Origin of the sequence: Pseudoalteromonas sp. APC 3691, assembly GCF_030408135.1 — a bacterium.
Classification (GTDB): domain Bacteria; phylum Pseudomonadota; class Gammaproteobacteria; order Enterobacterales; family Alteromonadaceae; genus Pseudoalteromonas.
In genome coordinates this window covers 1-14,312 of sequence record NZ_JASDCB010000035.1, presented here as the reverse complement: position 1 = coordinate 14,312, position 14,312 = coordinate 1, and the positions used below count along the sequence as shown (strand labels likewise).

Genomic DNA, 14,312 nt, shown 5'->3' with positions numbered 1-14,312 from the left:
CACTGCACAACAATATAAAACTAATAAATATAAATCACCCTAATGGGTTTCTAACAACAAAAGGGAAAACAATGCGTAAACTCACTTTTATTGCGGCCGCAGTAAGCGTTGCACTACTTGCTGGCTGCCAGCAAACAACACAACAATCTACTTCAGCCCCTATTGCACAAGCAGTTCAATCACAACAAAGTGAAATAGACAAAGCCAATGCATTTTTTGAAGATACATTTAACCGCGATGTAATGAGCAGCCCTGTATATCAAACATACATGGGGATTAAGCAAGATTACGATAAATGGGACGATGGCAGCGAAGAAAGAAAGCTTAAAGATTTAGCACAAACAAAAGCTGACCTAGTTGCATTAAAAGCAATTAATCGTGATCTATTAGATGATGCAACAAAAGTTAGCTACGACTTAAAAAAACAGGATCTTGAAAGCTCAATTGCTGACTTTAAATGGCGCTACCATAATTACCCTGTGAACCAGATGTTTGGTACGCATTCTATGATCCCCGCGTTTTTAATTAATCAGCACTCAATTAGTAATGTAAAAGAAGCTAAAGACTACATTTCACGCCTAAATGGTGTAACTGGTGTTATTGATCAGCTTATCGTTGATTTAACTGTACGTGCAGAAAAAGGCATCATAGCCCCTAAATTTATATTCCCGCATGTTATTGATTCAAGCAAAAACATTATTCACGGTGCACCGTTTGAAAAAGGCGATGATTCTACATTGCTTGCTGACTTTAAACGAAAAGTAACAGCGCTTGAAATTGGCCAAGGCGAAAAAGACTCGTTAATCAGCGATGCATCAGATGCATTAAAATCGGCTGTTAAACCATCTTACTCTAAGCTAATTAATTACCTAGCGCAGCTTGAGAAACGTGCTGATGATCGCGATGGCGCATGGAAATTACCAGATGGCGAAGCGTTTTATAACAACGCACTTAAGCGCACTACAACAACAGATTTAACGGCTAAAGAAATTCATGCAATTGGTTTATCTGAAGTGACACGTATTCATGATGAAATGCGTGAAATTAAAGATAAAGTAGGCTTTAAAGGCGACTTAAAAGCGTTTATGCAGTTTATGAAAACTGACAAACAATTTTACTACCCTAATGATGCACAAGGTAAGCAACGCTACCTTGATGAAGCCACTGGACTTATTGATACAATGAAAACACGCTTAGATGAGTTATTCATTGTTAAACCAAAAGCTGATTTAAAAGTAAAAGCAGTTGAAGCATTCCGTGAAAAAGCAGCGGGCAAAGCATTTTACCAACAGCCAGCTCCAGATGGTTCACGCCCAGGTATTTACTACGCTAACCTTTATGACATGGAAGCTATGCCAACATATCAAATGGAAGCACTTGCTTACCACGAAGGTATTCCGGGTCACCACATGCAAATCGCTATTTCGCAAGAGCTAGAAGGCGTTCCTAAGTTCCGTAAATTTGGTGGTTACACTGCGTATATTGAAGGTTGGGGTTTATACTCAGAGTTCATTCCTAAAGAAATGGGCATGTACTCAGACCCTTACTCAGATTTTGGTCGTCTTTCAATGGAGCTATGGCGCGCATGTCGTCTAGTGGTTGATACGGGTATTCACGCGATGAAGTGGACTCGTCAAGAAGGTATTGATTACTACGTAAATAACACGCCTAATGCAACATCTGACGGTGTTAAAATGGTTGAGCGTCACATTGTAATGCCTTCACAAGCAACGGCTTATAAAGTGGGTATGCTCAAGATTTTAGAGCTTCGTGAAGACGCTAAAAAGCAACTGGGTGATAAGTTTGATATTCGCCAGTTCCACGACGTAGTACTTAAAAATGGTCCTGTACCACTAAATGTACTAGAGAACTTTGTTAATGAATGGGTAGCAAGCAAAAAAGCTTAAAACCAATTTAAACAATTGCTTTAAATATGAAAGGTCGCATTTGCGGCCTTTTTTGTTTTATAGTAGTAAAAAAGATTTTTGGAAATAATAATGGATTTAAGCATACAACTACTTAATGCGCGTATTTCAAAGCAACAGTTAAATGAGCTCGATAACGACTTTAAGCAGTTAAGCCCTGCTCAGCAAACTTTGCAGCTTAACCATTTATATGACAGCGCCCAACGGTTGAGTGTTAAGTATGACTTTATGCAAAACATAGCAATCCGTATATTAAGTACTAATACAGCACCTTCTCCATTTATTAATCAACTCACTAATATTGACGCATTGAGCTTTTTTACCCCTGCGCTGAAAGTAAATAAAGGCTTTTTAGTACAAGATACACAAGGAAATAACGTACTGCACAATGTGTTTAAGCATGCCGATGCTACAAAGCTGCCATTTAACTATGTGCGCTCTTTGATGTTGTTTGAATCAAATGATGAGTTAGCTAAAGCGCTGGCGCAGCCCAACTCTCATGGCTTAACACCGGTTGCCTGCTACATAGCCTATGCAAATAAACCTAGCACACCGGTAAAGCATGAATTTTCAGCTTTGTTAGCATTAATGGAAATAGAGCAAAAACAAAATCCTAACGCTAAACAGCAGCTTACCAACGTAATAAAAGGGCAAAAAGTTAACGAGACCACAATTTTACTGAGCGCCGCTTACTTGCAACGCTCAACGGCGCAAGTTGCTCACTTAATCAAGGCGCTTTAATTCACTCACAACTTCTGTACGCACACTGTCTATGGCATGTGTAATAGATTGCGCAGCACTTTGGTGATCAACCATATTTGGCCAATTTGTTTGCCAGACCTTTTGTAAGTCTTTTGTTTTTAAATGTACTTTATCAACGGCTAAGTAGCTTAAGTCATGAATTAAGTTAACTTTAACCCAGCCTTTTCTGGGGCTGCCATCTATTTTGTTATTATCGTAATGTGCTGCAAATACAATAAGCTCAAGCTCGGCTAGTTCTTGTAAAATTTGAAAGCTAACAATGCGTGTATTGTTGTTATCTTCACTTGCCTCCATCCGCCATGCATTATAACTAAAGCCTATAAACGCAAATACTACGCTCGCTATAGCAGTGAAAAAATACGAACGGGGCGCCAGTACAAACTGACCATATTTAGACTCTGACATATTATTTCCTAGAGCCTATTTATCTTTCGAGGTTAAATTTGCAGCAGTATGTTTGGTATTTAGGCAAGGCAGAGCCTATGCAGTGTGGTTATTTCCCATAAATAGGCGGTAACGTGGAATAAATGCCAAACATGCGCTGCCGAAGGGTTCTGCCTAGGGGCAATTTACTCTTTGTTGCCTACATGGATGTAGGTAAGGGGCGTGAGCAGGACGCGGAAGCTTAGCTCGGTTTTTACTTAGCCCGCTAGGTTACAAACCTCACGCTGCGATTAAATCGCACCTAGATTGAACAAATTTTAATTCTGAAAGGTCAACAGGCCCTAGTCATTTAAGTAATATTCAACACTGGTTACCACTCTTATATTTTTTATTTGCGGTGTGTTTGAATCTCGATTACTGATACTAAATTGCCCTTGGCGAGCTGTTTTTATTTTGCCTAATTTTGAATTAGAGTCTTTAGCAAATTTATTAGCGACTTCACGCGCTTTTTCAGTTGCTTCTTGCACCATCGCAGGCTTTACATCATTGAGGCCAGTAAAGATGTATTCAACTTTTGTTTCGTAGCTATCTTGCACTATTGCGATATCTTGTTTAGCAAGCTGGCTTACTTTACTCAGCGCGTTTTGCACTTTATCTGGCGCAGCAGAATAAACAATAATATTTGAGCGCACTATGTATCTAAATTGTTGATTTTCATTACTGTATTCACGTGCTTGCTTATCAATAACTGACTGGCTGCCTATTGTTATTTCATCGTCGTCAAAACCATGCAGTTTTAAAAAAGCAGTTACAGCATCATTTTTTTTCTCAACTCGGCTGACTAATTTTTCAAGATTATTGTCGGCATCACTAAATTGCAGAGGCCAAATTACTGTATCGGCTATTACTTCTCGCTCGGCCAACCCCTTAACCTGCACAGTACGTTCCATCTCTTTTACACTCAAAGCGGTACTTTTTAAAATAAACCCTAAGCTAATTAAGCCTATACTTAAACAAATAGCCGCTATAACAATGTAAAAACCGGGGGTTTTATTCACAATAATCTCCTTGATTGATATCAATAATAAGCATCGAGACGCTCGAAATAACACAGTAAACAGGGTACATTGAAACTATAAATAACGCAAAATTTAATCAGCCTAGGAAAAACCATGAGCCTTAAGCGTATAACCCAATTTTTTAACCCAAGCTCAGTGGCCGTTATTGGCGCCTCTAACATATCAACTCGGGCTGGTTTTGTGGTTATGCGCAACTTACTTCAAGGTGGCTTTAAAGGGCCGATAATGCCTGTTACTCCAAGCCATAGCGCAGTACATGGCGTACTTGCTTACCCTTCTATTGCTGACTTACCAAAAGTACCCGACCTTGCTGTTATTTGTACTAACAAAAACACCTTAATTGATATTATTGAGCAGCTTGGAGAGCTTGGCTGTAAAACCGCTATTGTTATTGCTGATGGGCTTTCTGGAGAGCAAAAAAGCGCGCTCAAAGCATGCGCTCAAGCCAAGCAAGTTACTTTGCTTGGGCCAAATTGTTTAGGCTTGCTGATCCCTCATATTGGTTTAAATGCGAGCTTTTCACATACTGTGGCAAGCCCAGGTAAAATTGCATTTGTATCGCAATCAGCAGCAGTATGCTCAACCATTTTAGATTGGGCTAAAAACAAAGAAATTGGCTTTTCATATTTTGTATCGGTAGGTGACTGCCTTGATATTAACTTTAATGAACTACTCGACTTTTTAGGTCGTGATGCTAAAACCAAAGCTATTTTACTCTACATTGATAACATTGAGGATATTCGTGGTTTTATATCAGCAGCAAGAGCTGCGGCTTTTAGTAAGCCTGTAATTGCGATTAAAACAGGTAAAACAAGTGCGGGTGCACTTGCAGCCGAAATTCACACCGGCGGTAAGCAAAGCTCTGATGCTGTTTACGATGCGTTATTTCAACGTGCAGGTATGCTGCGCGTAAATGATTTACGGGAGCTATTTGCAGCGACACAAACACTTGCCATGCATCCAAAATTATTAAAAGTAGAGCAGCTGACTATTTTAACTAATGGTGGCGGGCCGGGAGTTATGGCCGTTGATGAGCTTATTCAAAATTCAGGAAAGCTAGCAGAGCTAAGCATTGAAACTCGAAATGCGCTAAATAAAGTAATTCCACAATCAGAAACCACCTCAAACCCTGTGGATATATTTGGCGACTCAGCTCCTGCTCGGTACAAACAAGCACTGGAGATTTTATTACACGCTAAAGAAGTTAAAAATTTACTCATAATTCATACCCCATCAGCACTTGCACTCAGCGAAGACTACGCCAACGTTATTGTAGAAACCTTGCAAACATTACCCAAAATGGCGCGCCCTTACGTTATAACTAACTTTATGGGGGAGGATGCATCTTATGCTGCAAGAAAAGTATGCTCTAATAATGCTATACCGACTTACCGTACGCCCGAAGGCGCTGTTGGCGCATTTATGCACTTGGTAACGTATCGGCGTAACCAAAAGCATTTAACGCAAACACCTGAGTCGAATACTGATGACGCAAAAATAAATAAAGTGCCAGCTAAAGCACTTATTAATGAATTTTTAGATGAAGGACAAAGCTACTTACCTACCCATCAGGCAAGCCAAGTATTAAACCATTACGGTATTAAATGTATTCAAACTGAGGTTGCCTACACACCAACAGAAGCGAGAGAGCAAGCCATAGAGCTGGGTTTTCCAGTCGCGTTAAAGCTCATTAGCCCAAGTATTGCCTCAAAATCTGAAGTAGGTGGTGTTGTACTTAACCTAAATGATGCTAACGAGGTTGAGCAAACCGCTTTTGCAATGCTCATCCGTATTAAAAACACTTATCCAGATGCTGTTATTGAAGGGTTCTCATTACAAAAAATGGCGCCACGAGCAGGCGCAAATGAGCTGAGAATTGCGATTAAAACAGAGCCTAATTTTGGCCCAGTTATATTATTGGGTGAAGCAGGTACCGGGCTTGAATATGCACAAGCCGCCGTTGCGCTACCTCCACTGAATATGAACTTAGCAAAGTATTTAATTGCCGCAGCGCACGACAAAGGCGTATTAAAGGAGCGCATACTCCCCGAGAAAGTTGATAAGTATCGTTTATGTGCACTGCTAACGCGTATTTCTCAGTTAGTTATTGATCAACCCGATATAAGCTCAATGGAACTAAATCCTATACTTGCCAGCAATGGGCAGTTTTTAGTGCTCGATGCCACCATGACACTTAACCGCTATCAAGCTCAGAGCAATCGTAAGCGCTTATCTATTCGTCCCTACCCTATTGAACTTGTTGAAGTGGTAACACTTAAAAACGGCACCCAAGCTACGCTTAGGCCTATAAAACCAGAAGATGAACAAGCTCATAAAGTATTTGACGAGTCACTTAACAAAGAAGACAGATATAAACGCTTTTTTGGCGAGCTTCCACAGTTTAACCACGATCAACTCGCTAAAATGACGCAAATTGATTACGACCGTGAAATGGCGTTTATTGTGTGCCAACGCTTTGAAGGTAAAACCCGTACACTGGGTGTGTCTCGCGTCATTATGGACCCCGATAACTTAAATGCTGAGTTTGCTATTGTAGTACGCTCAGACTGCCAAGGCTTAGGGCTTGGTCGTATACTAATGAGCGCTGCAATTAATCACTGTAAACGTCAAGGTGTGGAGTCGATTGAAGGCATAACCTTACCAGAGAATACAGGGATGATCGAACTTGCCCGTAAGCTAGGTTTTAAAATTAGTCGCGACTTTGAAGAAGGCAGTATTAACATGGTACTTAAACTTAAATAATGAATGAACCGCAAACGTTACGCCAAAAAATGGCTTGCCTGTTTGAAGGTACAGGTCAATATCAACGCTCAGGGCATATTCTTGATATTGCGCTCATTAGCATAATAATGATTAACGTTGTAGCCATTGTTATTGAGTCAATCCCAAGTGTGGCAGAGCAGTATTACAACGAATTCTTAGTTTTAGAAATTGTATCGGTCGCTATTTTTGCTATTGAATACTTAGCAAGGCTTTGGGCCTGTGTAGATAAAACAAAATATATGGCAATTGAAGGGTCGAACAGTAAACGCAGATTAAAATATTTTTTATCGCCACTGGCACTTATCGATTTAATCGCTATTTTACCTAGCTTAATGATGTTTTTATTTCCGCTCGATTTACGTTTTTTACGCGTACTTAGATTATTGCGCGTCTTTAAACTTACTCGTTATTCCCGTGCAATGCAGTTATTGTTACAAGCATTTATGGATGAAGGTAGCTCACTCTTAGCGGCATTTTTTATTATGGCCGTAGTGCTCATTTTAGCTTCATGTGGAATTTATTTAATTGAGCACGATATACAGCCAGATACTTTTGGCTCTATTCCTGCGGCTATGTGGTGGGCAATGGCAACGCTAACTACCGTGGGCTATGGGGATGTAGTGCCTATAACGGCAATGGGGAAATTTTTTGGCGGTGTGATCACATTGCTAAGCATGGGCATGGTCGCAATTCCTACAGGGTTATTGGCGTCTAGCTTTTCAGAACAAATACGTAAGCGCCGCCAATTTTTTGAGGATGCAGTGCATGAACAAATTCAAGATGGCACACTTAACCAAGCCCAACACGAACACTTAGAAGATCTACGCTACAAATTAGGGCTAAGTAAACTTGAGGCCAATAAAGCGATTAAGACCCAACTCAATCAGCACAATAGTCATATTTATTGTCGCCATTGTGGTAAACGCCCTTAATTTTCTATCGCTATTATTGATTGAAAATATCGCTCCAATCGCGATTAATAAGTGCCAGCACTTCGTTATTTGGTACCGGTTTACTAAACAAATACCCTTGGAAATGCTTGCATCCTCGAGCCTTTAAAAAGGTAAGTTGATGCGAGCTTTCTACACCCTCCGCAACACACTCTTTTCCTAAGCTGTGGGCCAATGCAAGGGTTGACTGAATAATGGCTTCGTCGTCAGAATCAATCCCAATATCTTCTACAAAGCTCCTATCAATTTTTAATACATCAATCGGAAAGCGCTTTAAATAAGTGAGCGGTGCGTACCCCGTACCAAAGTCATCCATGTAGAGCTTGCAACCTAGCTTTTTAAGTTGCTCCATGCTTTGCAGAGCTTGATGAGAGTCGCGCATAAGTACAGATTCTGTTATTTCAAAAACAATGGCTTCTGATGATACCTGCGCATGATTTAGCGCATTTCTAATCTCGGGTACTAAATCTTCGAATTCAAAATCGAGCGCCGATAAATTAATAGAAAGATACAAGTGAGGCGAGGCTTTTCGCCACTCTTTTAGCTCTAGTAAAGCACGCGCAAATGTTTGCAGCATAATTTTTGTAATTAAGCCAATACCCTCTGCTGCTAAAGAAAACTCTTGAGTTTGCACAAGCTTATTCTCAGGCCAACGCAGCAGCACTTCAAAGCCTTCTGTTTTTTGGCTCTTAGCATTAATAATAGGCTGATAGTAATTACAAAACTCTTCTTCTCGATACGCTCTAGTAAGCTGAGATTCAAGATGCAGCGCTCTTTGAACATGCTGGTTCATCTCTTGCTTATAAAACTGGTAGCGCCCTTCTAAAGAGTCTTTTGCATGATATAACGCTATGCTCGCAGCTTTTAAAAGTGCGGGGCCTTGCTCTGCGTCATCTGGCGATATCGACACACCAATACTTAAATTAACGTTTACAACTTGACCATTAATCGCAATATTTTGATTCACGCAATCCATCAACTTAGTACATATTATAAGTACTTGCTCTATCTGATGAATATCTTCTACTAACACGACAAACTCATCGCCACCAAATCGCGCAACACTATCCGATGGTCGCAAAGAGCACTTTAAGCGCTCAGCAACTTCTTTAATTAGCTCATCAGCCGCTTCGTGCCCTAATGAGTCATTAAAGTATTTAAAACGTTTAATATTGATATGTAACAAAGCCACTTTGCATCCATGCAGTTTTGCTTGTTCAAGGGCGTGTTCAACGCGGTCATTAAATAATGTACGATTTGGCAGCCCAGTTAAGGCATCGTAGTTGGCCAATAGGTGCAGCTCGTTTTCAGCTGATTTTTGTGCGTTTATATCGGTTAAAATAATGACATAACTATTAAGGCGCTGCTCGTTATCGGCCACTGCACTTATTTTCACAAGTACATGACGCGATTCACCATTAGCTAAAACCACACTGTCTTCGCACGAAAAATGCTCCCCAACAGATAGCTTTTGCATAATGCGTAAATAATCAAAACGATTGCTGCGCGATATACCTAAATTTAAAGTCCGGCTAGATAACGACTCAGCGGTGAAGTTAAAGGCGGTTTGCAGTGATTTATTAGAAGCCCGAATATTTAAGTTTTTATCGAGTATAAACACCCAATCACGTGTTTGCTCAAATGCTGCCGTAAATAGTAAAGCGTGTTCTTCAAACACCATCTCACGGGTCATATTTGTATAAGTACCCGCTACTTTTTGTGGAGTTTTATCATCCCACTCAACTACTTTTCCAAAGTCCTTATACCAGCGCCAATAGCCTTTTGCATGGCGCAGGCGGTAGGTACAATTAAAGTAGCCTTTATCGGTAGATAAAAATTCAAGCCACTCTAAGCGAAATAGCTGTTTGTCCTGCGGATGAATTTTAGATAAATATTCATCAAGGCTTACGGTTTCATTTTCATAGCTTAACTCACTCGCTAAGCGGGGTTGGTAAATGCTTGGGTTGCTCGACTCCCAATCCCAGACACCCGATTCGCTGCCTTCAAGTGCTAATTTTAAACGCGCTTCGCTTTCTTTACTTTCTTTATTTGCTGCCAATAAAATACGCTGAATTTTATTACGGCGCATAACCCACATAGCAACAAAACCAATAAACAGCATGGCGTAAAGCACCATAAAATAAGGTGCACGCCAAAGCGGATACTTTACTTTTATTTTTAAAATAGCAGGCGAGGTATATTCGCCAGTCAGGGGGTCTTTAGCCCAAACTTTTAATTGGTAATTACCTGGATTCAATTTTGGAAACAATACGCGGTTGTTATTTCGAGTATAACTTTTTTGTCCGTTATCGAGTTGATACTCATAAATAATGCGTTCTTGATTACTAAATGCCATAGCCGAAAATGCCACTTCAAGCCCAATATCATCATGGTTTAACACAACCTCGTTAAGAGGATGTTTTAAATCAAGCGATAGATCTCGTGACATTAAATCAACTCGCGTAATATTTACGTGATCAATAAGTGACTGGTAATTTTGGTTTTCCATTGGGTGAAAATAAGTAAAACCTTTTAAGCTACCATACGCAATATGGCCATCTTTAAGCTGTGCCATGGCGTTACTATTAAACTCAGCAGAGAGTAGCCCTTCAGATGTAGAAAATTGTTGAAAATGAAGTGTTTCTGGGTTTAATCGCCAAATGCCTTTATGGCTACTCATCCAGATCATGCCATCATCATCTAGCACCATATCGTAAAGCAATGTGCCTAATTTATTCTTCTCTAGATCGATTGTATGTACTAATTGATAAGTAGACGCGTCAAGGCCTATCAAGCCAAAATTAGAAAGTGATATCCACAATATATTGTTGTTATCTATTAAATAAGAAAGCACGCTAATGGCTACGTTTTCATGCTGCTTTGGCACTTTGTAAATCATTTTAAGTGCTAAATCAGTTGGGTTTACTTGATATAAAATTCCAGCATTAAAAAATAGTGGCGAGTCTGGCTTATTACTCAACGCGGGTAAAAAGCCATGAGCTAAAAAGGGTTCAAATTGATCAAACTGGCCACCCAAACGCGTTATTACTTGAGAATCTATATTGTATATAAATACCCCATGATCTGAGTGTACAAAGTATAGATCTCCATTTGGCATTAGTGTAACGCCATGCACTCTACCAGTAATCAACTCTTGATTAGCAGGGTTATGCACTTTAGGTTCGCTAACTTGATGCGTTACAGGGTCAAAAATAAATAAACCACGGTTTGTATAAAGCCATAAATTATCTTTATAGGGCGTTATTTCATATACGGTAAACTCAGTGTTGAGTAAGTCGACTTTGTAGTCTTTTAAATAAGCTTTACCAATATTTGTTTTTAAATCAACCTCGGTAATACCGTTATGCGTTGCAAGCCAAAGCTTATCTTTATATTCGGTAATCCCCCAGATAGAGTGATGTGATAAACCATCCCCCCCGAGCAAAGTGCCATCGACATTATTAAAATGATAGCTGTCGTGAGATAAATAAAACGCTCCATCAGTCTTAGTCGCAACCCATGTACCACCCGATTTATCTTTAGCCATATCAATAATACTGGTATCGGCAAGTGTGTACTTACTTTGGGCTATTCGAGTATTTTTAATCATCTCTTTTGTGTTTAAATCAAATTTAAACAAGCCTTTGTCGGTAGCTAAATCTATTGTTCCGTGTTCGTTTACTATGCTCCAAACATTTAAGTCACTTAGTAATACTTTACTTTTAAAAGGTAAATCTGGGCGTTCAAACATTTTTGATAAGTTACTAATATCAACTTCGTATAAGCCTTGTACCGCCCCTACTAACAACTGTTTATTTTCACCTAATGCGAACGACTTAACATTATTTTGGTAAATATGTTCAGCTTCACCTTTTAAATGCTGTAGAGGTCTAACTTGCTCTGTGGCAATATCAAATACGTATGCGCCATGGCTTGTACCTATAAATATATAACCATTGTAAGCAAACAGCTTTCTCACAAGAGTATTTTTATATTTAGCAGGCAGCTCAAAAATAGTTGTTATTTTTCCGGTTGCGATATCAAGCTTTGCAAAATCGCGACCTCGCCCAATCCAAAGCGTTTTTTTATCAACGGCCACCATACTAAAAACAGACTGATTGATAATCTCTTCTTCACTGGTTGGTTTTTCTAGAAATTGCTGATATGAATCTGTTACGGGGTCGTATCTAAATAGGCCTGCGAGTAACGAGGCAATCCAAATGTGCCCTTGAGGGTCTTGGTAAATACGATCGATGATCGCCTCTTCTAATTCACCATTAGGTCCATTTATTGGAATAACTTGATAGCCATCATAACGATTGAGCCCGGCCTCAGTCGAAAGCCACAGGTAACCGTTAGTGTCTATAAGCATAGTATTAACGTAGCTTTGTGATAAACCTTCGCTTGGAGATAAACGTTTTACTTGTGCCTCTACTTGGCAACTTAGAATAGTTATTAAAACTACAAAGCAACTAATTATCCCATTAACGCATTTACTCATGCTTATTCCATATTATTATTTATTATTATGGGTACTCTAGAGCGACTATATTTCGATGTTTGTAAGTATCAAAAAGTACTTGTAAAGCAAGAGTATATGTTAACACCTGGTTAAAACCAATAGCACAATATAAATCAGCTACGTTTTCATATGCGAAGGTCTTTATCTCTCTATTTTGCGACTTTAAGAGTGTTGAAAGCAATTGTTTTGCAATCCCTTTACCGCGATGTTCCAGCGCAACAAACATGGTAGATAAAAATAAAAACTCTGTTTTATCTTGTAATCTACATGCTGCCACTATTTCATTATTATAGTAAGTAACCCATACCTTATCCTGTTTATTAGCACGCCCTCTTACGCTGTGCTTTTTGTAAAATTTATTCACAAGTGGGGTTTTTAGTTCATTTAACACTTCAACTTTATACATTTTTATATCGATATTTAGCTAAGCATTAGCGCTAAATACTGTTCAAATTTTTGTTTCAAGACCATTTGCTCTGCCATTGGGCGGCTATGGATTGTGCTGTAAACTTGCTCTCTCGTTTTTTTGTTACGCTTAATTTGATACGCCCAAAAAGACGCTTCATAATCTAACTGAATTTGATATTTTTCTTCACGTGGTAATAGACATAAATTAAAACTCACAATACTTCCTCATTCGTTTTTAAGATTATTTGATTCCCCCTCTAAACTGGGCAAGAGGTAATCTACTTGTTATTATACGCATCTTATTTTATTTATTTCTGTAGTAATTGGAACCGATAATGAACAGACGTTTTAGTATCTTGTTATTATTGGTAAATTTATTTTTTATTGCACCTTGTTTTAGCCATCAATACAACCTTACTTTTAACCGTCCGCAAAGCACACCTCAAGCTGATTATGCCTTAGAGCTTTTAAAATTAGCATACGCAGATATAGGTTTTAAAATAAATATAATCGATTTTAACCATCAAAATGCTTTGCTCGCTGCAAATAATGGCGTACTTGATGGGCAGTTAGGGAGAGACGCAAGCATTGAAGAAAATTACGAAAACTTAATTAGAGTTGATTATGAGCTATTTAAGTTTGACTTAGTATTATATAAAAACTGTTTGCCTAGCCGTTTAGAGCAGCTCGATAGTGTCGCAATTATTGACGGTTACCCTGTGCAAGAACATTATTTAGCAAACACACAGTTTGCAGGAAATATTATTAAAGTTAAAAGTATTAATACCCAACTCAATTTGCTTGCTCAGCAGAAAGTACAAGGGGCTTTAATGATTAACTTTATAATGCAAAACAATGATCTCCCGTCACCTCAAGGCTGTTTTGTAAAAGAAGTATTGAGTACTCATCCGCTTTATCATTATTTAAATAAGCGTAATAAAAACTTAGTAGAAAAGCTTAAAATGTCATTAATTAACTTAACTAACAATGGCACTGTGTACGCACTAAGAGCCAAATATGGATTGAGCTTTTAAAAGTCGAACCCTTGCTGCTGCGCCTGCGTGCTTGGCACTGCATTTTGCTGTTTTTTTTGTAGGTAGCGCTTGTAGCGCTGCTGGCACAAACTAAGCACCTTCTTTTTTTGGTCGTTCGATAAGGTATTCCACGAAAAGCGTTCATCCCGACTACGATAACACCCTTTGCAATACCCTCTGTTATTAACTAAGCAAATACTTTTGCAAGGGCTTGGAATATCAAATATTTCAATTTGTTGCATGTATAAGTACCGCCCAGTTGAAGAGGAGGTATTAGTATAGCGTTATTTTTGAGCATCGAGTAGGGTGAGGCTTATGCCTCATCCCTCTCACAGAACCGTACGTACGGACCTCGTATACGGCTCCTGTACCCTTCACATTTTATCAACTTATTTCCTAAACGCTGATAAAGCAAGCCATCCCGTATTCACTTTTTCTATTGGATATAAACCAAGCTCCTCAAA

The 14,312-nt window shown here is 39.1% G+C and carries 11 protein-coding genes; 5 read left to right on the top strand and 6 right to left on the bottom strand.

Going from position 1 to position 14,312, the window contains the following annotated elements; translation table 11 throughout:
* Nucleotides 1-71: 71 nt before the first annotated feature.
* Both QL998_RS12240 and QL998_RS12235 read left to right on the top strand, forming a co-directional pair.
* Nucleotides 72-1,907 (top strand): DUF885 domain-containing protein, encoded by a 1,836-nt coding sequence (locus QL998_RS12240; RefSeq protein WP_182196833.1) that lies wholly within the window; start codon nucleotides 72-74, stop codon nucleotides 1,905-1,907.
* Nucleotides 1,908-1,997: 90 nt separating this feature from the next.
* Nucleotides 1,998-2,666 carry a hypothetical protein gene (locus QL998_RS12235; protein ID WP_182196836.1) on the top strand — a complete coding sequence of 223 codons (669 nt, stop codon included), beginning with the start codon at nucleotides 1,998-2,000 and terminating at the stop codon, nucleotides 2,664-2,666.
* Here the strand turns inward: QL998_RS12235 and QL998_RS12230 are convergent.
* A complete protein-coding gene (locus QL998_RS12230) occupies nucleotides 2,649-3,092 on the bottom strand; it encodes a hypothetical protein (RefSeq protein ID WP_290192786.1) in 444 nt (147 codons plus the stop codon). The genes QL998_RS12235 and QL998_RS12230 overlap by 18 nt on opposite strands.
* A 320-nt stretch (nucleotides 3,093-3,412) precedes the next feature.
* Entirely contained in the window at nucleotides 3,413-4,129 is a 717-nt protein-coding gene (locus QL998_RS12225; RefSeq protein ID WP_024598900.1) for an SIMPL domain-containing protein, read from the bottom strand.
* A 114-nt stretch (nucleotides 4,130-4,243) separates the two neighbouring features.
* Here QL998_RS12225 and QL998_RS12220 point away from each other — a divergent pair, with 114 nt between their 5' ends.
* Nucleotides 4,244-6,913, top strand: a complete 2,670-nt coding sequence (locus QL998_RS12220; RefSeq protein WP_290192785.1) for a bifunctional acetate--CoA ligase family protein/GNAT family N-acetyltransferase — start codon at nucleotides 4,244-4,246, stop codon at nucleotides 6,911-6,913.
* The gene (locus QL998_RS12215) at nucleotides 6,913-7,866 is read left to right on the top strand and encodes an ion transporter (protein ID WP_290192784.1); all 954 of its coding nucleotides are present in this window, start codon (nucleotides 6,913-6,915) and stop codon (nucleotides 7,864-7,866) included. The genes QL998_RS12220 and QL998_RS12215 overlap by 1 nt, the downstream gene beginning before the upstream one ends.
* Nucleotides 7,867-7,879: 13 nt before the next feature.
* Here QL998_RS12215 and QL998_RS12210 read toward each other — a convergent pair whose 3' ends face one another.
* The 3 genes from QL998_RS12210 to QL998_RS12200 are packed head-to-tail and all read right to left on the bottom strand — an operon-like array spanning nucleotide 7,880 to nucleotide 13,030.
* Nucleotides 7,880-12,385 (bottom strand): EAL domain-containing protein, encoded by a 4,506-nt coding sequence (locus QL998_RS12210; protein WP_290192783.1) that lies wholly within the window; start codon nucleotides 12,383-12,385, stop codon nucleotides 7,880-7,882.
* Nucleotides 12,386-12,410: 25 nt separating this feature from the next.
* A complete protein-coding gene (locus tag QL998_RS12205; protein ID WP_024596205.1) occupies nucleotides 12,411-12,812 on the bottom strand; it encodes a GNAT family N-acetyltransferase in 402 nt (133 codons plus the stop codon).
* 14 nt (nucleotides 12,813-12,826) lie between these two features.
* On the bottom strand, nucleotides 12,827-13,030 hold the full coding sequence (locus QL998_RS12200) for a DUF3283 family protein (protein ID WP_149593895.1): 204 nt from the start codon (nucleotides 13,028-13,030) through the stop codon (nucleotides 12,827-12,829).
* A gap of 119 nt (nucleotides 13,031-13,149) precedes the next feature.
* Between QL998_RS12200 and QL998_RS12195 the strand changes: the two genes are divergently transcribed.
* Nucleotides 13,150-13,848 carry a transporter substrate-binding domain-containing protein gene (locus QL998_RS12195; RefSeq protein WP_290192782.1) on the top strand — a complete coding sequence of 233 codons (699 nt, stop codon included), beginning with the start codon at nucleotides 13,150-13,152 and terminating at the stop codon, nucleotides 13,846-13,848.
* On the opposite strand, the gene QL998_RS12190 is transcribed toward QL998_RS12195, so the two are convergent.
* Entirely contained in the window at nucleotides 13,845-14,090 is a 246-nt protein-coding gene (locus QL998_RS12190; RefSeq protein WP_008170756.1) for a DUF1289 domain-containing protein, read from the bottom strand. The two genes, QL998_RS12195 and QL998_RS12190, sit on opposite strands and share 4 nt — an antisense overlap.
* Between the last annotated feature and the right edge of the window lie 222 nt (nucleotides 14,091-14,312).

Coding starts and splice junctions, on each gene's coding strand:
- QL998_RS12205 (WP_024596205.1), bottom strand. CDS start 12,812: ATGTATAAAGTTGAAGTGTTAAATGAACTAAAAACCCCACTTGTGAAT.
- QL998_RS12240 (WP_182196833.1), top strand. CDS start 72: ATGCGTAAACTCACTTTTATTGCGGCCGCAGTAAGCGTTGCACTACTT.
- QL998_RS12195 (WP_290192782.1), top strand. CDS start 13,150: ATGAACAGACGTTTTAGTATCTTGTTATTATTGGTAAATTTATTTTTT.
- QL998_RS12220 (WP_290192785.1), top strand. CDS start 4,244: ATGAGCCTTAAGCGTATAACCCAATTTTTTAACCCAAGCTCAGTGGCC.
- QL998_RS12190 (WP_008170756.1), bottom strand. CDS start 14,090: ATGCAACAAATTGAAATATTTGATATTCCAAGCCCTTGCAAAAGTATT.
- QL998_RS12230 (WP_290192786.1), bottom strand. CDS start 3,092: ATGTCAGAGTCTAAATATGGTCAGTTTGTACTGGCGCCCCGTTCGTAT.
- QL998_RS12210 (WP_290192783.1), bottom strand. CDS start 12,385: ATGAGTAAATGCGTTAATGGGATAATTAGTTGCTTTGTAGTTTTAATA.
- QL998_RS12215 (WP_290192784.1), top strand. CDS start 6,913: ATGAATGAACCGCAAACGTTACGCCAAAAAATGGCTTGCCTGTTTGAA.
- QL998_RS12235 (WP_182196836.1), top strand. CDS start 1,998: ATGGATTTAAGCATACAACTACTTAATGCGCGTATTTCAAAGCAACAG.